This window comes from Martelella radicis (genome assembly GCF_014196625.1).
GTDB classification, from domain to species: Bacteria; Pseudomonadota; Alphaproteobacteria; order Rhizobiales; family Rhizobiaceae; genus Martelella; species Martelella radicis.
In genome coordinates, this window is record NZ_JACIDZ010000007.1 from 164,129 (window position 1) to 186,847 (window position 22,719).

Here is a 22,719-nt window from a genome sequence, read left to right on the forward strand (position 1 = left end):
TTTCTTCGCCCGGAATGCGGCTTCTTGCCGGATCCCGGGCTTTTTTTTTGCGCACGACGGCTTCAGTCGGTGCGGAACTCGACCAGATGGGGTCCGCCGCTCAAAGCCGCCGTCGCGACCGCCGCAACGAGCGCATCTTCATCCGCCGTTGTTGAAAAGCCGAGCCCATAGGCTGCGGCGATCTTCTCCATGTCAGGCGGCGTCGGCTTCACGCCCTCCGGCACGATGCCGGCATCTTCCATATAGGTCTCGATCTCGCGGTAGCCGCGATTGTTCCAGACGAGGAAGACGATATTCGCCTTCTCGTCGGCGGCCGTCCCAAGCTCGGAAAGCGAGAACTGCAGGCCTCCATCGCCGACAATGGCGATGACGGGACGCGATGGGTCGCCGATCGCCGCGCCTATGGCTCCCGGCGGCACATAGCCAAGCGCGCCGTAGCCGGTGGCGGAATTGAACCAGCGCTTTGGCTCCTCTGCCTCCAAATAGAGGTTGGCTGCATAGACGAGCTGAGTCGAATCGCCGACGAAGCGTCCGCCGGGCACCCTGTCGCGCAGGCGGTGCAGAAGCGAGACCTCGTCTCTGATCTTGTCCGAAAGCCCGGCCCAGGCCTCTTCCCGCACCGCTTTGGCACGCCGCGCTCCATCATTTTTCCGCGCCTGGAAAAGAGCGGACAAGCGCACAAGCGCCACAGCGCTGTCTGCCAAGATCGCCGCATCGGCGGGCGGGCCCAAGGCAATTCCCTCGCTGTCGAGATCGATGCGGACGAGCCGGGGCAATGGCGGAAATCCGCCATCGACATAGACGTCATAATCGGTCTGCCCAAACTCTGTTCCAACGGCGATCACAAGATCGCTCTGAGCGATCAGATCACGCACAGGCTTGAGGCTGGCGCTGGCGGGAACCAGCAAGGGATGGCCCGCCAACAATCCGCGCGCGTTTGCCGTCAGCACGACGGGAGCATCCAGACGCTCGGCGAAGCCCCGCAAGGCCTGATCCGCGCCAGATGCGCCGCCGCCCGCCAGAATGACCGGCGCCTTTGCCGCGTCGACCAGCGCCGCTGATCTCTCAAGCGCGTCTTCGTCAGTATCCGGCAACGCCTCGGACAAGGCCGTCGTCTCGGGTAGGACGATTTTCTCAATCATGACATCGGTCGGAATCTCCAGATGCACAGGCCCCGGACGGCCGCATATGGCAAGCGCCAGGCAGCGAGCGAGCGTCCCGGAAAGTTCTCCACCCCGCATCAGCGTGACGGATTCCTTGGCAAAGCTTCGCATAAGTGCCTGCTGGTCCGGCAGTTCGTGCAGGCACCCCTCCCCCTTGCCAAGCGTCTTGCGGGCGTTGACGCCGGAGATCACAAGCATGGGCACGCTGTCGGCGCGCGCCTGCGCCATCGCCGTGATCGTGTTGGTCAGTCCCGGCCCGGTGATAACGAAGGCCACACCTGGTTTGCCGGTGACGCGGGCATAACCATCAGCCATGAAGCCCGCGCCCTGTTCGTGACGTGGCGTGACGTGACGGATCTTCGAGGCGGCAAGCCCGCGGTAGAGTTCAGCCGTATGAACGCCGGGAATGCCGAAAACCACCTCGACGCCATGGATCTCGAGCAGTCGGACAAGTGCCTCGCCGACAGTCATTGTCTGTGCGTCGCTCATGCGCGGGCAACCTTCTTCTCAGCAGTCAGGCTTGCTGCGAACCGGGCGATCCGCCGCGCCGCCTCGACGATGTCTTCGTCCGGAACGGTCAGGCTGACGCGGATAAAGCCATCCGCCTCAACGCCGAAGGACGAGCCGGGCATGACCGCCAGGTGCTCGACCTCAAGCAAGCCCAGCGCGAAGGCTTCGCCGGCAAGGCCGGTAGCCGAGACGTCGGCAAACGCGAACATGCCCGCTTCGGGCATGGCGCAGGCAATGCCGGGCGCCGCAGAAAGAGCCTCGACCAACAGCATTGCCCTGCGCTTGAGCGAAGCCCTCAGCATGGCGGAAACGCCACTGGGCCGCTCGATCGCCGCAGCCGTCGCGTCGGCGATGAAGGGCTGGTTTCCGAACAGCATGGTTTCTGCGACAGGCAAAAGCCGCTCGCAGAATTCCGCCGGTCCGATTGCCCAGCCCGAACGGAAACCGGGGGCGGCATGGGATTTGGAGATCGAGGAGACGGCGATCGTGCGTTCGGCCAGATCCGCATTGTCGAGCGGCGAGGCGAATTCGCCGCCGAAAATCAGTTCCTCATAGACCTCGTCGGCGATGATCCAGAGGTCGTGCCTGCGGCAGACAGCGCCGATCGCCGCAAGTTCCTCCGCCGTCAGCACAGCGCCGGTCGGGTTATGCGGCGTGTTGAGCAGGAGCACGCGGGCATTTTCCGTGATCGCCTGTTCGAGAATTTCGGCGCGCATGTGGAATCCGTCCTCGGGCCTGAGCGGCACCGGCACCATCTCGGCCCCCGTAGCGCGGATCACGCCTTCATAGGTGGCATAAAGCGGGTCGCCGACAAGCACGGCATCGCCCTCTTCCGCCAAAGTCAGCATCACGGCAAAGAGCGCTGTCTGGGTGCCCGGAAAACAGACAATATTCTCTTCCCCGATCGCCCGGCCCGTGCGCCGAGTGTAGCGCCTGGAAAGCGCCTTCAGAAGCGGCGGCTCGCCGCGCCCGTTGGAATAGCCGATCCGGCCTTCCGACAGGGCCCTGGCAACGACATCCGCCAGCACGGGGTCGGGATCGACGTCGGGCTCACCGATCGTCAGTTCCAGGATCGGCGTACCGGCTTCCTTCATCGCACGCGCCTTCAGGTGCACGGCCCATTTGTCGGAGCCGAGCCCGCCGAGGCGGTTGGAAATCCTGGCGTAATGCATGTCTGTCATCCTTCAATGTCATCAAGCCGGAGGCCGGTGATCGATCCCACCGAATGCAGCCCCGCTTTCAGCAATTCCCTGTCTTCGAAAATGTCGCCGGCAAGCGAGCCCTCGAGCCAGAGCCCGTCGAGAACGGCGTTGATCTCGATCGCCAGCCGCCGGATGTCTGCGTCATCGACGTTCCGGCCCGCTTCATGAAAGGCGCCGGCGAGAAGGCGTTCGATCAGCGTCCGGTATTCGAGATAGCTTTCCCGGTGGATCGCCCCCATGGCCGGGTCGATCCGCGCCATGGCGATGAAGGCCGCCCAGAGCGACAGTCGCCTTGCGTCGATCATCGGCGGCATCAGGCAGGCGGCGACGAAACCGGCGAGCTTCTGCCGGGCGCTCTTGCCGTCCGCCATGCCCGCCTCTGCGGATATCTCTGTCATCGCCGCCATGGTCTGGCGATAGGCGGCGTGCAGAAGCTGTTCCTTGGTCGCGAAATAATGGCGGATCAACCCGCCGGAGACGCCTGCCCGATCCGCCACCTCGCGAACCGTCGCGTTCTGGATGCCGCCCTCGGCGATGCAGTCCAGCATCGCCTCGATAAGATCGGCACGCCGTTCGGCGTCGGAGGCGCGACGGAAGGGCTTGCGGCTCATCTCAGCCTCGAAGGATCGGCCGCGTCAGGCAGGTCGGTCCGCCCTCGCAGGCGATGCAGAGCGCATCGGCCTCGAATGTCGCGACGGTGCAACCGGCTTTTTCCATCGCTGCCTTTGTCTTGTCAAAACCAGCAACGGCGATCACGTCGAGCGGCTTCGTCGGAAGCACGTTGAGATTGAGGCCGTTGGACGCCATGAATTCGTCCTCCGGCGCCTCCACCAGCCTATAGCCCTTTTCCTTCAGCAACTGATAGAACGGCGCGGGCAGAAGCGGCGCATAGACCAGCGCCAGCTTGTCGGCCAAGGGCGAGATCACGCTCATCAGATGCAGGCAGGCCTCCTCGCCCTGCCACAGCGGCAGATCGAAGCTCAGGACAGAAATGCCATGCGGGGCCAAAAGCCTGCGCACCTGATCAATGCCTTCAGCGTTGGAGCGCACGCCGCGGCCGATGCAGAGCGTGCGCTCGTCGACCCAGACGCAATCTCCGCCTTCTACCGTGCCCGAACCGGAAAGCCGTCCAAGAATCGGAATGCCGGCTTCACGGTAGATCGCCTCGTGACCGTCGACCTCGCCCTTGCGCAAGGGCTTGCCCATGTTGAGCAGGATGGCGCCGCTGTCAGCGACAAGCGAAGGATCATGGGTAAACATCGCGTCGGCGAGCCCGTCCCCCTTGTCCTCATACCAGAGGATCTCGGCCCCGGAAGCGGCCACCAGATCGGCAAAGGCCGCATACTGGTCGATCGCGCGTTTGGCATCGAAGGTCTTGCCGTAATGCCAGATGGCGGGCTCGGCCTTGAGCAGGCTTTCACCGGGCTGGCGCATGATCACCCGTTTGATGGGCTGCGCCATGGTTTGCGCTCCGAAACTCATTCCATTCATCTCCACGCTTATGCGAAATCTTTGCTAGTTATACACTTGCATAATAAGCTCGCAAGTGTAGTAATGAACACAAGGAACGATTTTTGATCGTCGGCTTGATCGCACCGGAAGAAGTGCATGAGCGCCGGCACACCGGGAACGGCAAAGCGTTTTAATGAAGGCTGAAAACAATCCGCAGGATGGCGACCTCGCAGAAGCGGTCACCATCGACGATCTTCATAAATCCTTCGGGGATTTCGAAGTGCTGAAGGGCGTGTCGCTCAAGGCCCGCCAGGGCGAGGTCATCGCCATCATCGGTGGATCCGGCTCGGGCAAATCCACACTTTTGCGATGCATCAATATGCTTGAATGGCCGACACGCGGCCGCATCTGCGTGCATGGCGAGGAAATCGCCATGAAGGCCGATGGCCATGGCGGGCTGATGCCGGCCAACCGCAAGCAGATCCAACGCATCCGAACCCGTCTTGCCATGGTGTTTCAGAGCTTCAATCTCTGGCAGCACATGACGCTGATGCAGAATGTCATCGAAGTGCCGGTCCACGTTCTCGGCGTGAAGCGCGACGAGGCGATCGCCGAGGCCGAAACGCTCCTGCGTCGCGTCGGGCTCTACGAGAAACGCGAAGCCTATCCCGCCTTCTTGTCCGGCGGGCAGCAGCAGCGCGCGGCGATCGCCAGAGCGCTTGCCATCCAGCCGGAAGCCATGCTGTTCGATGAACCGACATCCGCCCTCGACCCCGAACTTGTCGGCGAGGTGCTGACCGTGATCCGCGACCTGGCCGAGGAAGGCCGCACCATGCTGCTCGTCACCCATGAGATGGGCTTTGCCCGCGAGGTCGCCAGCGAAATCGTCTTTCTGCATGATGGACGCGTGGAGGAACAAGGCGCGCCCGCAACCGTCTTCGACAATCCGGAATCCGATCGGCTGAGGAAATTCATCAGCTCCGTCCAATAGGCCGAACGGGAAGCATCCCGAGCCGGCCAGACCCAACAAAGAGGGAACCGCAAACATGAAGAAACTGACATCCGCACTTTTCGGCGCCGCCGCCTGCTTCACGCTGATGGCCGGCGCGGCATCGGCTGAAACCGTGAAGGTTGGCGTTGCAGCCGAGCCTTATCCGCCCTTTACCGTGCCGGACGCTTCGGGCAACTGGACCGGCTGGGAAATCGATTTCATGAACGCCGTCTGCGACAAGGCCGAGCTTGACTGCGTTGTCACCCCGATTGCCTGGGACGGCATCATCCCGGCCCTGACCGCTGGCAAGATCGACGCGATCATGTCGTCCATGTCGATCACGCCGGAGCGGGAAAAGGAAATCGCTTTCTCAAACAAATATTACAGCACGCCCGGCGCCATCGTTGCCGAGGCCGGCTCCGACATCAAGCCGACCAATGAAAGCCTGTCGGGCAAGGTGCTCGGCGTCCAGGTCTCGACCACCAACCAGGCCTATGCCGAAAAGCATTTCCCTGATGCGAAGATCAAGACCTACCAGACCCAGGACGAGGTCAACCAGGACCTTTATGCCGGCCGCATCGACGCGGAAATCGCCGATCTCGTGACCCTGCAGCCCTTCCTGGAAAGCGACAATGGCAAGGCCTGCTGCGAAATGGTCGGCACTGTCGCGCAGGATGTCCAGATCTACGGCCCCGGCATCGGCGTCGGCCTGCGCAAGGGCGACACCGAACTGCTTGAGAAGTTCAACGCCGCGATCGCCGCCGTTCGTGAAGACGGCACCTATGCAGAGATCTCGAAGAAGTATTTCGACTTCGACATCTACGGCGATTGATCAAGGCATGAAGGAGTGCCGCGACAGGTGTCGGCCCTCCTTTGATGTCTGAGCCCGCGGCACAGTCCATCCCTCCCCTTGAGGGAGAGATGTCGCGAAGCGACAGAGAGGGGTGACCCCTCACTACGGACTGAGAGCGTCAGGCTGAAATTCAACCCCCCTCTGCCCTGCCGGGCATCTCCCCCTCAAAGGGGGAGATTGGCCGCGAGGCTATGGCATTACCAAGCAGGATGGCGCATTGAACGGGCCAGACAGGGAAAGAAGATGAACTGGGAATTGCTCGCCTTGTCACCGCCCGGATGGGGCGGCGCGCTGCTTCGCGGCCTTGTCACCTCGCTACAGGTGGCCGCCGGCGGTTTCGCGCTCGGTCAGGTGATCGGCATTCTCGGCTCAGCCGGCAAGCTCTATGGCGGTCCAGTGATCAAGGATCTCCTGGAAATCTACACCACCGTGGTGCGCGCCATTCCCGAACTGGTGCTGATCGTGCTGCTTTATTATGCCGGCACAGCAGCGCTCAACAACCTGATGGGCACGCTCGGTTTCTCCTCCGTCGACATTTCCGGCATGCTGGCCGGTATTCTCGTCATCGGCCTGGTGCAGGGCGCCTATTCCACCGAGGTTCTGCGCGGGGCAATCCTTGCCATTCCGCCGGGCCAGATCGAAGCCGCCCGCGCTTATGGCATGCCGCCCGCCATGGTGATGCGGCGGATCACGCTGCCGGCCATGCTGCCGCATGCCATTCCCGGCCTTGCCAATCTCTGGCTGGTCACCACCAAGGACACGGCCCTCCTTGCCGTGGTCGGCTTTACCGAGCTAACACTCGCCACAAGACAGGCCGCCGGCGTGACACATGAATATTTCCTGTTCTTCTCGGCTGCCGGTGTTCTCTATCTCGCCGTCACGCTGGTTTCCAACGTTCTGCTTCAGCTCCTCGAGCGTCGCGCCAGCCGCGGCATGGTGAGGAGGCGGACATGAGCACGCAGCCCGACGATCTGGCCGAAATCGAAACCCCGCCGCCCTTGCCCAAACTCTCCGCATTGATGCGCCCGCACAGGCTTGCCATCATGGCCGTAGCGCTTGGCCTGCTCATTCTGATGGCGGTCAAGATGCGCTGGGACTGGCTGCCGGAATATGCCGGCATGCTGCTTGCCGGATTGTGGATCACGATTGTCCTTCTGGCGGCCTCCACCGTGCTCGGCTTTCTGATGGCCGTGCCACTCGGTCTTGTTCAGGTCACGGGACCCAAAATACTCGCCTGGCCGGCACGAGTGTTCTGCACCATCATTCGCGGCACGCCGCTGCTTCTGCAGCTCTGGCTGCTTTATTACGGCCTCGGCTCGCTCTTTCCCGGCATCCCCGAGATCCGCCAATCCTTTCTGTGGCCCTATCTGCGCGAGGCCTGGCCCTACGGGCTTCTGGCGCTGACGCTTTCTTATGCGGGCTATGAAGGCGAGGTCATGCGCGGGGCCTTTGCCGGCGTACCGCATGGCGAACTCGAAGCCGCCCGCGCCTATGGCATGGGCCGCTGGAAGGTGCTGACACGCATCTGGCTGCCGCGCGCGGTGCACCGGGCGCTCCCCACGCTTGCGGGCGAAACCGTGGTACAGCTCAAATCGACGCCGCTGGTCGCGACCATCACCGTGATCGACCTTTATGCCGTCGTCGGTGATATCCGCCAATCGACCTACCTCACCTATGAGCCGCTGCTCTTTCTCGCCTTTCTCTATCTCTGCCTGACAGGGATTCTGGTGACGACCTTCCGCCACTTCGAAAACAAGATCCCGACACGCGGCATGTGATGACGGGCCGCATGAGGCGGCCCGCATGCGTCACAATCCGGCAAACCGTGCCACGACATCGATGATGCGCTCATGGACGTCCGCCCGGTCGGCCCCTTCAGGATCATCGCAAACCGGATCATCCTGCTCTTCTGCCAGCAGGGCGGCACCGGCAGGCTTGCATTCGGCCAGAAAGGTGAAGTGATGCGCCGGCGCCACAACGACCCGCTTGGCGTCCGGCAGGCGCGCGACAAGATTGCTGCCGGCTTCGGAGACATCCGCGGCCCGCATGAGGTTTTCCTCGCCGAGATTGATCACCAGAACGGGACGCTCGACAGAATGAATAGTGTCCTGCGTTGCCGCATAGGTGAAACCGGGATCGATGGCGATGGCGCGACCGACCCGGTCATCGCTGGCGTCGGCCGAAAACCCGTCAGGCAGACGGTCAAGATCGAGATTGCCCTTGGACATGAAGATGCAGTCGAGCTGTTGCGGATCTGCCCGGCAATAGTCGGCAAAATCGGCGCCGTCGAACCGCAGGCCGGCAAGATTGAGCGCCGTGCCGCCCCCCAGCGAGAAGCCGATCGCGGTAATGACCGAGCGATCGACATGTGGACCTAAAACCGGATCATCAAGAAGCATATCGAGTGCCGCGGAAAGGTCGCCGGCGCGCCGGTCCAGATAGACCGAGGCGCGCGGAGAAGAATCGCCCGTCGTACTGCCAGGATGATTGACCGCCAGCACCATGGCACCGCGTTCAGCCAGCGCCGCCATCAGCCACGCGCTGTTATCCATATTGCCGCCGGAGCCGTGGGAAAACAGAAACAACGGAAATGTGCCATCGGCAATTCGCGCGCCCATCTGGCCGGATGCACCTCGAAAGACCGCATTATCGCCGACAATGCCACGATAGCTTCTGGTCTTTGCCGGATACCACAGCGTTGCCGCAAGCGGAGCCGGTCGTTGCGCACTCGTCACCGTCAGGCGCTCATAGGCGGGGAGATTGTCCGTTGCCAAAGCCGGAGCGGCGAGGGCAAATGCGGAAAGAAGGGAAAGCACAAGCCGTTTCATCGTGAACACCTTTCATCGATTGGAGAAGGCCTGTCCTTGCGGTTTTTTGGGCGATGGCAGCGTCCTTTTTCCGGTTTGTGGTCGCCGGAAACCGGATTTTGCACTATGCGGGGGCTCAATCGAGGAATGAAATGATGCTGGTTCTTCCGGTTCCGATGGTCACCGCGCTGGTGCTGGGTTTCATGGTTTTGCGGATGCTTGCCGGCGACAGGCGGCCATTCGCGATCGCTGTCTTTCTCTCGGCCTGCGCGCTCCAGGGGCTGATTGTTGCGCTGGTGCAGTATTACAGCGTCACCTCCCTGCAGCCGGTACAGCCGGTGACAGCGAGCACCGTTCCGGTCTGCGCGTGGCTCGCCTTTCGTTCCTCCTTCATTGAACCACTGCGGCCAGGGCGGGATTTCATCCATCTGGCCGCCCCCGCCTTCACCCTGTTTTGCGTGCTGTTCGCACCCATTACGGTGGATGCCATCATCCCGCTGCTGTTTCTGGCCTATGGGGTGCGGATATTGATGGCGCTGAAGACCGGCGGCGATACGCTGCCGCTGGCCCGGCTTGAAGCGGGACGCCAGCCGCAATGGCTCTGGGCGGGCATTGCGACAAGCCTCATTCTCTCAGCGCTCAGCGACTCGCTGATTGCCTATGTCATTTTCGCAGGCGCTCCATCGTTGAAACCTTTGATCGTTAGCATTTTCACGTCGGCAGCGCTTCTTGCGGCCGGCCTTCTCGGCCTTTCGCCGAACGCTTTCGGCGAAGGTGATGTGAAGGAGTTCCCTCGCCCGGAACAGCCCGAAGCAACAGAGGCAGACGCAGAGATTGTTGCGCGGCTTGATGCGCTATTGGCTGCAGAAACGCTTTATCTCGACCCGGCGCTCACACTCGCAAGGCTCGCGCGCCGTCTCAAATTGCCCGCCAAGACGCTGTCCACCGCGGTCAACCGGGTCACCGGCGACAATGTCTCCCGTCACATCAACCGTTTCCGCATAAACCATGCCTGCGACCGGCTGAAGCTTGGAGACAACATCACCACCGCCATGCTTTCCAGCGGCTTCAACACCAAGTCCAATTTCAATCGCGAATTTGCCCGTGTCACCGGAAAAAGCCCGACCTTGTGGCTGAAGACAGAGGCAGAAGAAAACGTTCGTCCGCCTCAGATGTCGAACAGATCGAACTGACGATCCTCCGTCGCGGGAAGCGCGCCTTCGTGCCGCAGAAGATATGTCTTGGTCTCAAGCCCGCCGCCGAAACCGACAAGCGCGCCGTTCGCGCCAATCACCCGGTGGCATGGCAGGATGATTGCCAGCCGGTTCTTTCCGTTTGCCGCCCCGACAGCGCGGCTGGCACCGGCATCGCCGAGGGCTGAAGCCACCGCGCCATAGCTGCGGGTCTCGCCGAAGGGGATTTCTGCGAGATAACGCCAGACCCGGACCTGAAAATCGCTGCCGGAGAGATGATATGGCAAATCGAAACAGCGCAGGTCTCCTGCGAAATAGGCATCGAGCTGGCGCTTTGCCTCTTTGAACGGCGCATCATCCCGGCGCCACTCAGGCTCTGGCTTTCTCGGCCTTGCACCGGTCGAAAAACTCATAACATGGAGTGCCTGACCATCACCGGCCAGAAGCAGAGGGCCGACCGGGCTTTCCATATGGGTATAGAGCAGCGTCATGGCGCCGGCCTGCGCAGAGAGGATGGCGGACGCCCGTACAGCCTTGAAAAGACGGCATTGAAGCGCCGCACGCTGCCGAAACCGGCTTTTGCCGCGACGTCCGTCATCGGCAGCGAAGTTTCATCCAGCAGGCGTTTCGCCCTGCCGATCCGCATCGTCTGGGCCGTCTGAAGCGGCGAAGCGCCGACATGTCTGGCAAAAAGGCGTGTCAGGTGCCGGCTTCCGATACCGAGTCGCTCGGCCAGCGCGTCAACGCCCGCCTCATCCAGCGCGCCATCGGCGATCAGTTTCAGCGCACGTTCCACCGTACTGCGCGAACCGTTCCAGGCCGGCGAAAAAGGTGCTGTTTCCGGCCGGCAGCGCAGGCACGGACGATACCCGGCCCGCTCGGCCGCCGCAGCGCTCGAGTAGAAGTTGACATTCTTCGTCAGAGGCGGCTTTACCGGACAAACTGGCCGGCAATAGATCATCGTTGTCCTGACGGCGGTGAAGAACACGCCGTCAAATGCCGGGTCGCGCCTCAGTCGCGCATCATTGCATGTGTCAAAATCCAACATGGGAAAAGTTTACCAGCCTCTCCGCCCGGATACGAGCACGTCGTAAGAATGAGGTCCGGAAATGGCGGTTCCATCTCGATCGGCAGACACCCTCACCCCGTCGCAGATGTCATTTGAAACCATCTATTCTCACAAATTTGTTCCCTTTTCATTCTCTTCCCATCCGCTATATCATGCGGCCATGCAGGATGAATTTTCGACCATATTCCCACTCCAGCGCGGCCGGGTGCATGATGCCTCCGGCCCCGGTGCGACGTTCTTTGCAGCAGCTCTTTCCGGCATGACGCGCGGCACGGTGCTGTGGATCAAGCCGGCCTGGTTTTTCGAGGAGATCAATCCGGTGGCGCTTTCGGCCTTTTTCGACCCGCGCGACATCATCCTTGCACGCACCGCCGACCAGACGGAAACGCTGGCCGCGGCGGAAGAGGGCCTGCGCTCCGGCGCCGTCGGTCTCGTTGTCATGGAAGTGGACAAGCCTGTCGAACTCACCCCCGGCCGCCGGTTGCAGCTTGCTGCCGAAAGCGGCCGCAGCATCGGCCTTTCGCTTCATCCGGAAGGCGCCGGCAACCAGGCGGCCACGACGCGCTGGTTCTGCAAACCGCTGTTTTCCGCTTCCGACTCGACTCTGCAGGAGTGGTCGATTATAAAGAACAAAACAGGAACAAATAACAGTTGGGCAGTGCGTTGGGATGAAACGGCGCGTCGTATCCATATGGTTTCAAAGACTGCCGAGCGAGCGGCTTCTCAGGACCCACCCGGTTGATGGACCGTTTGCCGTCACCCTGACGGAAGGCAATCACGACCGGCTTTACTGCCTGAACCGGGAGGCCGAACGCCAGGGGCTGGAGCGCGGCATGGGGCTTGCCGACGCCCGCGCCTATGTGCCGGATCTCATCACCCGCCCCGCCGATCTCGACGCCGATCGGCGCTTCCTCGGAATGCTCGCCCGCTGGGCGACGCGCTATACGCCCCATGCCGGGCTCGATGACGAGGACGGGCTGGTGCTCGACATCACCGGCGCCGCCCACCTCTTCGATGGCGAAGCGACGATGCTTGAAGACATGAAGGCCCGGCTTTTGCGCAGCCGGCTTTCCGCAAGAATCGGCATTGCCGATACGCGCGGCGCTGCCTGGGCGCTTGCCCATTTCGCTCCCGGCATTGCGCCTGAAGGCAAGACAGGCGCTACACTTGGCCCGGTTTCGGTTTCTGCACTGCGCATAAGCGAGAAGACCGCCACCGCATTGAAGCGCCTCGGCCTCAACACCATTGAAGATATTGCCGCCCTGCCGCGCGCTACCCTTGCCCGCCGTTTCGACATGGCGCTGATCGAGCGGCTCGAACAGGCGCTCGGGACACGCGGCGAGGCCGTGTCGCCGCTTTCCGAGCCGCCGCATTATGGTGTGCGGATGAGCTTTCCCGAACCGATCGGCCTTGTCGATGATGTGATGGCCGCCCTTTCCCGCCTCCTGGAAACGCTTTGCCTAAGGCTGAAGAGCCGGGAAGCCGGTGCCCGCGCCATCACGCTTTCCGTCGAGCGCGTTGACCAGACCCGTCAGAACGTTACCCTTCGCCTCGCCCGACCGATGCGCGATACGACCCGCATTCTGAAGCTTTTCGAGCGGTCCGTGGGCGAGATTGACGCCGGTTTCGGCATAGAGCGGATCAGACTTGAGGCGAGCGAGGTGGAAGGTCTGCCCGCCGAGCAAATCGGCGAAGGCGGGCTCGTTGAGGGCGAAGCACTGGACGATCTCGTAACCCGGCTCGGCGCGCGCATCGGGCTTGATAACATCGTCCGCTTCCAGCCCGTCGCCAGCCATATTCCCGAACGTGGTTTCACCGATATTCCCGGATCATATGGAAGGGTGGATGCCGAATGGCGCATGGACCATCCCCGCCCCTTGCGCATGTTCGCCCCCGAGCCGGTGACGAGTGACGCCGCCCGTCGCCCGCCGTCGCGCTTTTCCTGGCGGCGCATGCGGCTGGAGACAGCTTCAAGCAGCGGACCGGAACGGATCGCGCCGGAGTGGTGGCGGCCGGACGAGGCCTGGCGCTCCGGGCTTCGCGATTACTGGCGGGTGGAAACCCGGCAGGGGCTGAGGCTGTGGATGTTCCACACTCCGCAAGCGCCCGGCTGGTTCGTGCATGGCCTCTTCGCGTGAGATCGCCCGATGGATTATGCCGAATTATGCGTCACCTCCAATTTCACCTTCCTCACCGGCGCCTCACACCCGGAGGAGATGGTGGTCCGCGCCGCCGAGCTGGACCTCGACGCCATTGCGATTACCGACCGCAATTCGCTCGCCGGTGTGGTCCGTGCGTTCAGGGCACTGAAGGAAACGCGACGCAAGCTGGAAAAGGAAACGGAGGAGCAATGCATCAGGCTTGCGGAGAATATCGACCCTTCATCGCGCCAGTCCGTCGGTGGAGCAAAAACCATCCCGCTACCGCGGATCCGCCGCCTGCCACGCCTGATCGTCGGCTGCCGTCTGGTGCTTTCCGACAGTCCGGTCGATTTCGTGGCCCTGCCGAAGGACAAATCCGCCTATCAGAAACTCGCGCGGCTCCTAAGCCTCGGCAAACAGCGCACGCAAAAGGGCGAATGCCTGCTTTATCTGAGCGACATGCTGGACTGGGCCGACGGTTCGATCCTCATTGCCCTGCCTCAGGAGATGAAGAAAAAGGCGGAGGTGACAGGGCATATCACCCAGGCGCTCCGCCGCTTTCCCGGCCACGTCTTCACCGGCGCCGCCCCCCGCTATGACGGTTCCGACGCCGCCTGGTTCAAAACCCTGACGGCGCTTTCGCATACCACCGGCGCACCCATGGTCGCCGTCGGCGACGTGCTGATGCATCACGCCAGCCGCCGCCAGCTTGCCGATGTGCTGACCTGCATGCGCCACCACATCACCATCGACGAGATCGGCCGCCTTGCGCTGCCGAATGCCGAGCGGCGGCTGAAGCCGGCTGACGAGATGGCGCATATCTTCCGCGACCACCCCGCCGCCATCCGCCGCACGCTGGAGATTGCCGCGCGCCTCACCTTCGACCTGACAGAGCTCTCCTACAATTATCCTGCCGAAGTCGCTCATGGCGAGGCGCCGCAAGCCCGGCTCGCGCGGCTCACCTGGGAAGGACTGAAGTGGCGCAACCCTGAAGGCATACCGGCGCGCCACCGCGAGCTTGCCGAAAAGGAACTGGCACTGGTCGACGAACTCGGCTTCGCCGCCTATTTCCTCACCGTGCATGACATCATCGTCTTTGCCCGCAGCAAGGGTATTCTGTGTCAGGGCCGCGGCTCGGCGGCCAACTCCATCCTCTGCTATGCGCTGCGGATCACCGATGTCAGTCCCGACATGATCGGCATGGTGTTCGAGCGTTTCGTCTCCCGCCATCGCGGCGAGCCGCCCGATATCGACGTCGATTTCGAGCATGAGCGGCGCGAAGAGGTGATCCAGCATATCTATGACAAATATGGCCGGGACCATGCCGGGCTTTGCGCCACCGTCATCCATTTCCGCTCGCGTGCGGCGATCCGCGAGGTCGGCAAGGTGATGGGCCTGTCGAACGATGTCACCGCCGCCCTTTCCGGCCAGATCTGGGGCATTTCCAGCAAGGGCGCCGATCCCGAACGGTTGAAGGAAGTCGGGCTTGATCTTTCCGACCGGAGGCTCACCCAGACGGTACGCATCATCGGTGAAATCATCGGCTTCCCCCGGCATCTGTCGCAGCATGTCGGCGGCTTCGTCATCACCCACGACCGGCTGGACGAACTCTGTCCCATCGAAAACGCCGCGATGGAAGACCGCACCGTGATCGAATGGGACAAGGACGATATCGATGCACTGCAGATCCTGAAGGTGGATGTCCTGAGCCTCGGCATGCTGACCTGCCTGCAGAAAAGCTTCGACCTCCTGTCCCGCCACTATAACCGCCCGCTCACCATCGCCGAGGTGCCGCAGGGCGACGCGGCAACCTATGACATGCTCTGCGCCGCCGATGCCGTCGGCGTGTTTCAGGTGGAAAGCCGGGCACAGATGAACTTTTTGCCGCGCATGCAGCCACGCAAATTCTACGACCTCGTCATCGAGGTGGCGATCGTGCGCCCCGGCCCGATCCAGGGCGGCATGGTGCAGCCCTATATCCAGCGCCGTCAGAGAAAGGCAAAGATAGAATACCCCTCGCCGGAACTTGAGGATGTGTTGAAGAAGACGCTCGGCGTGCCGCTGTTCCAGGAACAGGCCATGCTGATCGCCGTGGTCGCCGCCGGCTTTTCGGCCGAGGATGCCGACCGGCTGCGCCGTTCGCTGGCAAGCTTCCGCCAGATGGGCACGATCGGCGAATTCGAGGCGCAGTTCGTCAATGGCATGCTCAAGAATGGCTATGAACGCGATTTCGCCGAACGCTGCTTTGCCCAGATCCGGGGCTTTGCCGATTACGGCTTCCCCGAAAGCCATGCGGCGGCGTTTGCCATGCTCACCTATGTCTCGGCCTGGCTGAAATGCCACTATCCGGCGGCCTTCGCCTGCGCGCTTTTAAACTCGCAGCCGATGGGTTTTTACGCCCCCGCCCAGATCGTCCGCGATGCCCGCGAGCATCAGGTGGAAGTCCGCCCCATCTCGGTCAATCACAGTGCCTGGGACTGCACGCTGGAACGCCGCGCCGATGGCGCCTATGCCCTGCGGCTCGGCTTCCGCCAGATCAAGGGGCTGAAACAGGAGGACGCGACCTGGCTGGAGAAGGCCCGGGGCAACGGCTATCAGACACCGGAAGACGTGTGGCTCAGGGCCGGTCTGATGCCGGCGGTGCTCGAGCGCCTCGCCGAGGCTGATGCCTTTGCCGATGCGGGACTTTCCCGCCGCGATGCGCTGTGGCGCGTCAAGGCGATCCGCGCGCCAAAGCCGCTTCCGCTTTTCAACGACCCGATCGTTGGCGAGCATATTCTTGAACCGGATGTTCTCCTGCCGGTGATGAATCTCGGCGAGCAGGTGGTGGAGGATTACGTCGCCACCCGCATGAGCCTCAGAGCCCACCCGATGGAGCTCCTTCGTCCGAAAATGCCAGGCCTGACTCTCCATTCAGCGTTGGCGACAACACCGCAACGGCGCGTCAGCGTCTCAGGGTTGGTCATCACCCGCCAGCGCCCCGGAACGGCCTCGGGCGTCATCTTCCTGACGCTGGAGGATGAGACCGGCGTTTCCAACGTCGTCGTCTGGAACAAGGTCTATGAGCGCTTCCGCCGCACGGTGATGGGCGGACGCCTGCTGAAGGTCACCGGCAAGCTGCAGCGCGAGGGCGTGGTCGTCCATGTGATCGCCGAAACCATCGAGGATTGCTCCTGGCGCCTCTCAGAACTCGGCCACCCGATGGACGATGCCATCGGCGTCACCGACCCTAAAGCCGATGACACGCCGCGAAGGCCCAGGCTCCAGCCCCGCGCGCATCATCCGCGCGAACAGGCGAAGAAACTGTTTCCAAGCCGGGATTTTCATTGAGGCATTAACGGCTGTCAAAAAGAGCAGCCGGACCGCCTCCGGCATGATGCCGGAAACAACAGTACGATCTTCAAACCGGCTTCCACGTCCTGACAAAACGACCCCCTGTGTCATCTGAAACACTTCCGAAGACGTAAAGACACTTAAGTTCATACAATAGAGCATGTTCGTCTTGCGCCACGATGCGCCATTGCCCATAGTCTCCGCCCCGAATTGGTTGATCGGCTTCGACAATGAATAAAAAAACACAGGTCAAAGGCCGCTTTCGGTTTCTCCTGACACGCGCAGTTCCCGCACTGACGCTTGCGCTGCTGATCGGCATTGGCGTTGTCGCCCTGCTGGTCTGGGCAGGCAAGGAGACGGACGAAGCATCGCACGAACGCCAGGCGCGGCTCGTCCGGCTCGTGATTTCCCAGCTGCAGACCGAAGTGGCGCATGACCAGGAAAGCTCCACGGTCTGGGACGACGCGGTCGTCGAGGTTCGCGCCGGCAATTTCGCCTGGATCGACGACAATCTCGGCACCTGGATGCACGACTATTTCGGCTTTGACGGCGTCTACATCCTCGATCCGTCCGACCGGGCGCTTTACGCTTTCACGGATGGAGCCATGGCGAGCCAATACGCCTATGACGCCATCGAAAGCGAGGTCGCGCCCCTTGCCGAAGCGCTTCGGGCCAAGCTGGCCGCCGGCGACTACAGCCAGGTCAACGAGCAGGTCCTGACCCCCGGTGTCTCCGATCTGGCGGTGATCAGGGACCGTCCGGCCGTCGTCAGCGTCAAGCCGATCGTCCCGCATTCCGACTTCGTCCGGCAGGAAGCGGGCGAGGAGCATCTGCATGTCGCCGTCCGGTTTCTCGACGGCAGCCTGATCCAGGAACTTCAGGACGACTATATGTTCGAAGACCTCCGCTTTTCCTGGATGCCGGAAGGCTCGAACCAGCCACTGACGACCAGCGAGGGCAGAAATATCGGTTACTTCGTCTGGCAGCCCTACCGGCCAGGCTCGGCAGTGATGGCAAGTGTTATACCGGTGCTGATCGGCGTTCTGGCGATCGCGCTCGTTTCGATCGCGATTTTCCTGATCATCCATCACAACCGGTCGAAGAAGCTTGAGGAAAGCGAGGAGCGCATCCGCTATCTGGCAATGCACGATCCGTTGACCGACCTTCCCAACCGGATGTATTTCAACGACAGGGTCGATCGCCGGCTGGCCGACAACGTCAAAAAACCACTCGCCCTTCTCTATCTTGATCTCGACCGCTTCAAGCAGGTCAACGACACGCTCGGCCATCCGGCAGGCGACGCGCTGATCAGCGAATTTGCCGGAAGGCTCAGGTCAACCCTTCGCGAAGATGACCTCGTGGCCCGGATCGGCGGAGACGAATTCACCGTCATGCTGAGCGGCCGCGACGGCGAACGGGAGATCAACGCGCTCTGTCAGCGCATAGTCGATGCCGCACGCAAGCCGTTCCAGATCGACGGCAATACGGTTTTTATCGGCGTCAGCATCGGCGCCGCCATCTTTCCCCGTGACGGCGACGACCGGATCAACCTGCTGCGCAAGGCGGATGTGGCGCTCTACTATTCCAAGACCACCGGTCGGGGCCGCTACTCCTTCTTCTCCGAAGCCATGGACGAGACTCTCGGCTTGCGTCGAAAAACGGAAATGGACCTCAGACAGGCGCTTCTCGGCGAAAACCAACTCTCTGTCTACTTCCAGCCGATCCAGTCCGCCCGCACCCGGCAGATTGTCGGCTGCGAGGCCCTGCTCCGCTGGCATCACCCCGAAATCGGATGGATTTCGCCCGAATTATTCATACCGATCGCGGAGGAGGCCGGACTGATCGATGACATCGGCCAGTTTGCCTTGCACAAAGCATGCGCGGCCGCAGCGAAATGGCACGGCCTGTCGGTCGCGGTCAATGTTTCGGGGGTCGAACTCGCCAACCCCGCCTATGCCGGCAAGGTCGAGAAGGTCCTGGTTGCGACCGGCCTTGCGCCATCCCGCCTCGAACTCGAAATCACCGAGTCCGTGGCAACAGACGAAGACAGTGCAGCGGTCGACAATCTGATCGCGCTTCGCGATCTCGGCGTGCGGATAGCCATCGACGATTTCGGTACAGGCTTCTCGTCGCTGGGACGTCTGCAATCTCTCAATATCGACCGTATCAAGATCGACAGGAGCTTTGTCCAGGGGCTGGAGGGCAAGGCCGACGACGAAGCCATCATTCGCGCGATCGTCGATATAGCCCATGCCAAGGGGCTCAGGACCACCGCAGAGGGCGTGGAAACATCGCAACAAGGGGACACCCTGACCAGAATGGGCTGCGACGATCTGCAGGGGTTCCTCTACGCACAGCCGATGCCGCTACGTGACATCAACAGGAAGCTCGGCATAGCACACGATACCGCGAAGCTGGACGCAACACTTGCGGCAACGGCGCCTGGCGACGACGCCAAGGACTAGAACGACGCCGCCTTTTCTCTTGCAAACACGGCGCCGCTCGTTCCATCCGCCTGTCTTGAGAGGCAACCGGGCCGTTCAGGCCCTGGCCAGCGCCTCCAGCGCCTCGACGCAGGCAGCCGCGGCCTCGCGCCCCTTGTTGTGCTCGTCATCGGCGGAGCGCTCGAAGGCCTGGATCGCGGTATAGGTGGTCAGGATGCCAAAGGAGGCCGGAACGCCGGTTTCAAGCTGGACCTGCATCAGCCCATGAGCGGCGGCTTCGGAGATATATTCGAAATGAGCCGTGTCGCCTTTTATCACCGCGCCGATGCAGACGATCCCGTCATACCTGCCGCTCTTGGCGAGCTTTCTGGCGACCAGAGGCGTTTCGAAGGCGCCGGGAACGTCAAATATGTCGGTTTCGGCGAGCGTGACGCCGCGCTCGGCAAGTTCGGCCTTCGCGCCGTTCAGGAGGCCACTCGTGACCTTTTCATTGAAACGGGAGATGACGATCGCGATACGGTGGGACACGGATGGATTTCCTTTCAGGATCAGATTTCACGACGACGGCAGAAGGTGGCCGAATTTCTCGCGCTTTGTTGAGAGATAGGTTTCGTTGAACGGGTTTGAGGCGGCGATCAGCGGCCTGCGCCCTTCGATGCGAAGACCGGCATTTTCGAGCGCGGCAGGCTTTTCGGGATTGTTGGAGAGGAGCCTGAGGCGCGTGATGCCGAGGCTTTTGAGGATATGCGCCGCCGCATGGTATTCGCGGGCATCCGCCGGAAGGCCAAGCGCGACGTTGGCCGCATGGGTGTCGAGCCCCTTGTCCTGGAGCGCATAGGCGCGGATCTTGTTGGCAAGGCCGATACCGCGCCCCTCCTGCCCCTTCAGATAGACGATCACGCCTCCCTCCTCGCCGATCAGCGTCATCGCCTGACGAAGCTGCTCGCCGCAGTCACAGCGAAGCGAGGAGAAGACGTCGCCGGTCAGGCATTCGGAATGGACACGTACCAGCGGAGCGCCATCCAGAGGTCCCTTGACCAGCGCCAGATGCTCCGTTCCGTCAACGAGACTTCTGAACGCATGCGCTTCAAAGCCGGCAACTGCGGTCGGAAGCGCCGCCCGGGCAACTTCCTCGACCAGGATTTCGGTGCGCAGGCGGTACTCGGCGAGTTCCCTGATTGTCAGGAGCGGCATGTCGTGATCCTGGGCAAAGGTCTCGAGATCGGGCCATCGCGCCATCTCGCCGTCGTCACGCATGACCTCGCAGATCACGGCCGCCGGATTAAGGCCGGCAAGACGGGCAAGGTCGACCGCGCCTTCGGTATGGCCGTCGCGCGCCAGCACGCCGCCTTCGGCAGCCCGCAGCGGAAACATATGCCCCGGCGAGACGATGTCTGCGGGCTTCGCCTCGGGATTGGCGGCCGCGGCAATCGTGCGGGCGCGCTCGGCTGCCGAAATTCCGGTGGTAACCCCCTCGGCCGCTTCGATAGACACGGTAAAGGCAGTTGAATGGCGGGCGCGGTTATTTGGGACCATCGGCGGCAGGCCGAGCCGGTCAACCTGCTCGCCCGTCAGCGTCAGGCAGATCAGGCCGCGGGCATGTTTTGCCATGAAATTGACGGCTTCCGGCGTCGCAAAATCGGCAGCGACGACGACATCACCCTCGTTCTCGCGGGTCTCGTCATCCACCAGAAGCACCATGCCGCCGGCTTTCAGAGTTTCCATCGCCTTTTCGACGGAAGAGGCTGTCAGATTGCGTTCCATTCTGGTCATTCTTCTTCTCCGTGCGGCAGTACCGCAATATCCGATGCGTCAAATTCCAGGGAGCGATGGAAGACCCGCACCCGGTCGGGATTGTCTTTATGGATCAGCACATGTTCATCCCAGAACCCGCCCTGCAGCACGGCTGCCGTCAGCGTCGGTCCGGCTTCCACCAGCACCTCCATGATGCCTCGGCGGCCCAGTTCTTCCAGCGCGGCTTCAAGCGCTTCGGGCCGGATGACGCGAAAGCCGCGCGCTTCCGCCGCGGCGACATAAGCGTCCGGCACGCGGCTCCGCCGGTCCAGTATGGCGAGAATACGGGACTTGCCGGCAAAATCGGCCACCCGCCTGACGGTAAACTCGGGATTGTCGGCAAGGATGGTGCCGGAACCGGTAAGGATCGCGTCGGCACGGCGGCGCAGACGGTGGGCCAGAACCAGGGACGAGGGCGAGGTGAAGGTCTTCGCGCCCGCGGGCGGCACCATGTCGTCCGTTTCGTCGAGAGCCTGTTTGACGGTCACCCAGGGCAGGCACGTGAGAACATGTTTCGAAAAGGGGGCGATCAATCGGGATGCGCGGCGCGCGAGCGTTCCGGCGCGTTCGCCCGGCAGGTCGGCGGCAAAGGAGACCGAAAGCCCGGCTGCGGCAAGCCGGACAGCCCCGCCGCCCGCCACGCCGGGGTTTGGATCGGGCGCACCGATGATGACGCGGCGGGCCGGCGTTGCGAGGATGGCATCGGCACACGGCGGCGTGCGGCCGTGATGGTTGCAAGGCTCGAGCGTGACGACGACGGTGTCGATGCGTTCGACGAGGCCGGCCGCGCGGGCGGAGGCAATCGCCTCCGCCTCCGCATGCGCCATGCCCGCCTTGCGATGGTATCCTTCTGCGATCACCGTGCCGGCGGCATCAAGGAGCACACAGCCGACCGGCGGATTGGGCGTCGTCGCGCCGGCAAAGCGACCGGCTCCGTCAAGCGCACGCGCCAAGGCCGCCGTGACAACGGCCGCATTCAAACTGTCTTTGGCGGGGTGGATGCCCATGCCTTCGCCTCATTGCTCAAACAAGACGCCATGCAGGGCAAAAAGCGGGAAACGAAACGCGGACTGCGCCCGCAATGCGGGATACAGATCACACGTCGCCACGCGCTGTTCTCTTCCATCCGGACTATAACCGTCGGCTCCGGAATCACACCGGATCTGCTGACCCTCGATCATCCGGGACCTGCCCTTCGATCGAGGCGCTCGCGGGCTGATGCTCATAGAGCAATTACCGCCGGTGGGGAGTTTCACCCCGCCCTGAGAACGTCGCCAACCGGACCTCCGGCCGACGCCATGAATTTAGGCAAGCGATCTGAAAATGACAAGCGCCAATTTCGACGACGGTCTGTCAAGCGCTTCCGGCGGTTGCGGCGACCGGTCCGTTTTCAGCGAACAGAAGGTCAAACCCGCCATAGACCATGCGCGCGCCGTCGAACGGCATTTCGTTCATCTCCGGGTCGTTCATCAGCGCGCCCCAGGCAGCGTTGCGGGCATCCTTCGAAGGCCAGACCACCCAACTGAAAACAACGGCTTCGCCCCCCTTCTTCTTTAGTGCCATGTTGAACGAGGTAACCTTGCCATCCGGCACATCCTCCTCCCAGCACTCGACATAGGAAAGCGCGCCATGCGCCTTGAATTTCGCCGCCGCCTTCTGGCACAAGGCGTAATAGGCCTCCCTGTTCTCGACCGGCACCGGGGCCAGGAATCCGTCCACATAGGTCATGCGCTTCTCTCCCGTGTCTTGACTTTGATGCATGCGGAT

20 protein-coding genes and 1 riboswitch are annotated in these 22,719 nt (G+C 62.4%); of the genes, 9 read left to right on the forward strand and 11 right to left on the reverse strand.

The features are described 5' to 3' along the window. Positions 1–62: 62 nt before the first annotated feature. From GGR30_RS12050 to GGR30_RS12065, 4 genes are read right to left on the reverse strand one after another with little or no spacing between them, the layout of a single operon-like run. Positions 63–1,652, reverse strand: coding sequence for a 5-guanidino-2-oxopentanoate decarboxylase (locus GGR30_RS12050; RefSeq protein WP_183486561.1), 1,590 nt, complete (start codon positions 1,650–1,652; stop codon positions 63–65). Continuing rightward, positions 1,649–2,845, reverse strand: coding sequence for a pyridoxal phosphate-dependent aminotransferase (locus tag GGR30_RS12055; RefSeq protein ID WP_183486563.1), 1,197 nt, complete (start codon positions 2,843–2,845; stop codon positions 1,649–1,651). Before GGR30_RS12055 ends, GGR30_RS12050 begins: the two co-directional genes overlap by 4 nt. Before the next feature lie 5 nt (positions 2,846–2,850). Next, positions 2,851–3,486, reverse strand: a complete 636-nt coding sequence (locus GGR30_RS12060) for a TetR/AcrR family transcriptional regulator (protein ID WP_183486565.1) — start codon at positions 3,484–3,486, stop codon at positions 2,851–2,853. A 1-nt stretch (position 3,487) separates the two neighbouring features. After that, positions 3,488–4,336 carry a dimethylarginine dimethylaminohydrolase family protein gene (locus GGR30_RS12065; RefSeq protein ID WP_246413795.1) on the reverse strand — a complete coding sequence of 283 codons (849 nt, stop codon included), beginning with the start codon at positions 4,334–4,336 and terminating at the stop codon, positions 3,488–3,490. 184 nt (positions 4,337–4,520) lie between these two features. Here GGR30_RS12065 and GGR30_RS12070 point away from each other — a divergent pair, with 184 nt between their 5' ends. From GGR30_RS12070 to GGR30_RS12085, 4 genes are all read left to right on the forward strand, one after another. Beyond that, positions 4,521–5,318 (forward strand): ABC transporter ATP-binding protein, encoded by a 798-nt coding sequence (locus tag GGR30_RS12070; RefSeq protein ID WP_183486569.1) that lies wholly within the window; start codon positions 4,521–4,523, stop codon positions 5,316–5,318. A gap of 55 nt (positions 5,319–5,373) precedes the next feature. Then, the gene (locus GGR30_RS12075) at positions 5,374–6,150 is read left to right on the forward strand and encodes a transporter substrate-binding domain-containing protein (protein ID WP_183486571.1); all 777 of its coding nucleotides are present in this window, start codon (positions 5,374–5,376) and stop codon (positions 6,148–6,150) included. 264 nt (positions 6,151–6,414) lie between these two features. Beyond that, a complete protein-coding gene (locus GGR30_RS12080) occupies positions 6,415–7,125 on the forward strand; it encodes an ABC transporter permease (RefSeq protein ID WP_183486573.1) in 711 nt (236 codons plus the stop codon). After that, positions 7,122–7,949 carry an ABC transporter permease gene (locus GGR30_RS12085; RefSeq protein ID WP_183486575.1) on the forward strand — a complete coding sequence of 276 codons (828 nt, stop codon included), beginning with the start codon at positions 7,122–7,124 and terminating at the stop codon, positions 7,947–7,949. Before GGR30_RS12080 ends, GGR30_RS12085 begins: the two co-directional genes overlap by 4 nt. A gap of 30 nt (positions 7,950–7,979) precedes the next feature. On the opposite strand, the gene GGR30_RS12090 is transcribed toward GGR30_RS12085, so the two are convergent. Continuing rightward, on the reverse strand, positions 7,980–8,999 hold the full coding sequence (locus GGR30_RS12090) for an alpha/beta hydrolase family protein (RefSeq protein ID WP_183486577.1): 1,020 nt from the start codon (positions 8,997–8,999) through the stop codon (positions 7,980–7,982). A 131-nt stretch (positions 9,000–9,130) separates the two neighbouring features. Between GGR30_RS12090 and GGR30_RS12095 the strand changes: the two genes are divergently transcribed. Beyond that, positions 9,131–10,171, forward strand: a complete 1,041-nt coding sequence (locus GGR30_RS12095) for a helix-turn-helix domain-containing protein (RefSeq protein WP_246413796.1) — start codon at positions 9,131–9,133, stop codon at positions 10,169–10,171. Here GGR30_RS12095 and GGR30_RS12100 read toward each other — a convergent pair. Both GGR30_RS12100 and GGR30_RS12105 read right to left on the reverse strand, forming a co-directional pair. Beyond that, positions 10,147–10,662 carry a methylated-DNA--[protein]-cysteine S-methyltransferase gene (locus GGR30_RS12100; RefSeq protein ID WP_183486581.1) on the reverse strand — a complete coding sequence of 172 codons (516 nt, stop codon included), beginning with the start codon at positions 10,660–10,662 and terminating at the stop codon, positions 10,147–10,149. The genes GGR30_RS12095 and GGR30_RS12100 overlap by 25 nt on opposite strands. Beyond that, positions 10,659–11,219, reverse strand: coding sequence for a bifunctional transcriptional activator/DNA repair enzyme AdaA (locus tag GGR30_RS12105; RefSeq protein WP_183486583.1), 561 nt, complete (start codon positions 11,217–11,219; stop codon positions 10,659–10,661). Before GGR30_RS12105 ends, GGR30_RS12100 begins: the two co-directional genes overlap by 4 nt. A gap of 181 nt (positions 11,220–11,400) precedes the next feature. Between GGR30_RS12105 and GGR30_RS12110 the strand changes: the two genes are divergently transcribed. The 4 genes from GGR30_RS12110 to GGR30_RS12125 all read left to right on the forward strand — a co-directional run bounded on the left by GGR30_RS12110 (position 11,401) and on the right by GGR30_RS12125 (position 19,179). Then, positions 11,401–11,982 carry an ImuA family protein gene (locus GGR30_RS12110; RefSeq protein WP_183486585.1) on the forward strand — a complete coding sequence of 194 codons (582 nt, stop codon included), beginning with the start codon at positions 11,401–11,403 and terminating at the stop codon, positions 11,980–11,982. After that, the gene (locus GGR30_RS12115) at positions 11,909–13,378 is read left to right on the forward strand and encodes a Y-family DNA polymerase (protein WP_183486587.1); all 1,470 of its coding nucleotides are present in this window, start codon (positions 11,909–11,911) and stop codon (positions 13,376–13,378) included. The genes GGR30_RS12110 and GGR30_RS12115 overlap by 74 nt, the downstream gene beginning before the upstream one ends. A gap of 9 nt (positions 13,379–13,387) precedes the next feature. Then, the gene (locus GGR30_RS12120) at positions 13,388–16,711 is read left to right on the forward strand and encodes an error-prone DNA polymerase (protein ID WP_183486589.1); all 3,324 of its coding nucleotides are present in this window, start codon (positions 13,388–13,390) and stop codon (positions 16,709–16,711) included. Between the two features lie 233 nt (positions 16,712–16,944). Then, entirely contained in the window at positions 16,945–19,179 is a 2,235-nt protein-coding gene (locus GGR30_RS12125; RefSeq protein WP_183486591.1) for a putative bifunctional diguanylate cyclase/phosphodiesterase, read from the forward strand. A gap of 75 nt (positions 19,180–19,254) precedes the next feature. Here GGR30_RS12125 and ribH read toward each other — a convergent pair whose 3' ends face one another. The 4 genes from ribH to GGR30_RS12145 form a co-directional block, all read right to left on the reverse strand. Further along, entirely contained in the window at positions 19,255–19,686 is a 432-nt protein-coding gene (gene ribH / locus GGR30_RS12130; RefSeq protein WP_183486593.1) for a 6,7-dimethyl-8-ribityllumazine synthase, read from the reverse strand. A gap of 27 nt (positions 19,687–19,713) precedes the next feature. Further along, positions 19,714–20,931, reverse strand: coding sequence for a 3,4-dihydroxy-2-butanone-4-phosphate synthase (gene ribB, locus GGR30_RS12135; protein WP_246413798.1), 1,218 nt, complete (start codon positions 20,929–20,931; stop codon positions 19,714–19,716). After that, a complete protein-coding gene (gene ribD / locus GGR30_RS12140; protein WP_183486595.1) occupies positions 20,928–21,959 on the reverse strand; it encodes a bifunctional diaminohydroxyphosphoribosylaminopyrimidine deaminase/5-amino-6-(5-phosphoribosylamino)uracil reductase RibD in 1,032 nt (343 codons plus the stop codon). The genes ribB and ribD overlap by 4 nt, the downstream gene beginning before the upstream one ends. A 103-nt stretch (positions 21,960–22,062) precedes the next feature. Next, positions 22,063–22,226, reverse strand: a riboswitch (FMN riboswitch). A gap of 79 nt (positions 22,227–22,305) precedes the next feature. Beyond that, the gene (locus tag GGR30_RS12145) at positions 22,306–22,680 is read right to left on the reverse strand and encodes a DUF1428 domain-containing protein (protein WP_183486597.1); all 375 of its coding nucleotides are present in this window, start codon (positions 22,678–22,680) and stop codon (positions 22,306–22,308) included. Between the last annotated feature and the right edge of the window lie 39 nt (positions 22,681–22,719).

Excerpts from the sequence above, each read along its gene's own strand:
- GGR30_RS12095 (WP_246413796.1), top strand. The coding sequence starts at position 9,131 with ATGATGCTGGTTCTTCCGGTTCCGATGGTCACCGCGCTGGTGCTGGGT.
- GGR30_RS12125 (WP_183486591.1), top strand. The coding sequence starts at position 16,945 with ATGAATAAAAAAACACAGGTCAAAGGCCGCTTTCGGTTTCTCCTGACA.
- GGR30_RS12115 (WP_183486587.1), top strand. The coding sequence starts at position 11,909 with ATGAAACGGCGCGTCGTATCCATATGGTTTCAAAGACTGCCGAGCGAG.
- GGR30_RS12105 (WP_183486583.1), bottom strand. The coding sequence starts at position 11,219 with ATGTTGGATTTTGACACATGCAATGATGCGCGACTGAGGCGCGACCCG.
- GGR30_RS12145 (WP_183486597.1), bottom strand. The coding sequence starts at position 22,680 with ATGACCTATGTGGACGGATTCCTGGCCCCGGTGCCGGTCGAGAACAGG.
- GGR30_RS12060 (WP_183486565.1), bottom strand. The coding sequence starts at position 3,486 with ATGAGCCGCAAGCCCTTCCGTCGCGCCTCCGACGCCGAACGGCGTGCC.
- ribD (WP_183486595.1), bottom strand. The coding sequence starts at position 21,959 with ATGGGCATCCACCCCGCCAAAGACAGTTTGAATGCGGCCGTTGTCACG.
- GGR30_RS12085 (WP_183486575.1), top strand. The coding sequence starts at position 7,122 with ATGAGCACGCAGCCCGACGATCTGGCCGAAATCGAAACCCCGCCGCCC.
- GGR30_RS12065 (WP_246413795.1), bottom strand. The coding sequence starts at position 4,336 with ATGGCGCAGCCCATCAAACGGGTGATCATGCGCCAGCCCGGTGAAAGC.
- GGR30_RS12070 (WP_183486569.1), top strand. The coding sequence starts at position 4,521 with ATGAAGGCTGAAAACAATCCGCAGGATGGCGACCTCGCAGAAGCGGTC.
- GGR30_RS12080 (WP_183486573.1), top strand. The coding sequence starts at position 6,415 with ATGAACTGGGAATTGCTCGCCTTGTCACCGCCCGGATGGGGCGGCGCG.
- GGR30_RS12110 (WP_183486585.1), top strand. The coding sequence starts at position 11,401 with ATGCAGGATGAATTTTCGACCATATTCCCACTCCAGCGCGGCCGGGTG.
- GGR30_RS12120 (WP_183486589.1), top strand. The coding sequence starts at position 13,388 with ATGGATTATGCCGAATTATGCGTCACCTCCAATTTCACCTTCCTCACC.
- ribB (WP_246413798.1), bottom strand. The coding sequence starts at position 20,931 with ATGACCAGAATGGAACGCAATCTGACAGCCTCTTCCGTCGAAAAGGCG.
- GGR30_RS12100 (WP_183486581.1), bottom strand. The coding sequence starts at position 10,662 with ATGACGCTGCTCTATACCCATATGGAAAGCCCGGTCGGCCCTCTGCTT.
- GGR30_RS12055 (WP_183486563.1), bottom strand. The coding sequence starts at position 2,845 with ATGCATTACGCCAGGATTTCCAACCGCCTCGGCGGGCTCGGCTCCGAC.
- GGR30_RS12090 (WP_183486577.1), bottom strand. The coding sequence starts at position 8,999 with ATGAAACGGCTTGTGCTTTCCCTTCTTTCCGCATTTGCCCTCGCCGCT.
- GGR30_RS12050 (WP_183486561.1), bottom strand. The coding sequence starts at position 1,652 with ATGAGCGACGCACAGACAATGACTGTCGGCGAGGCACTTGTCCGACTG.
- GGR30_RS12075 (WP_183486571.1), top strand. The coding sequence starts at position 5,374 with ATGAAGAAACTGACATCCGCACTTTTCGGCGCCGCCGCCTGCTTCACG.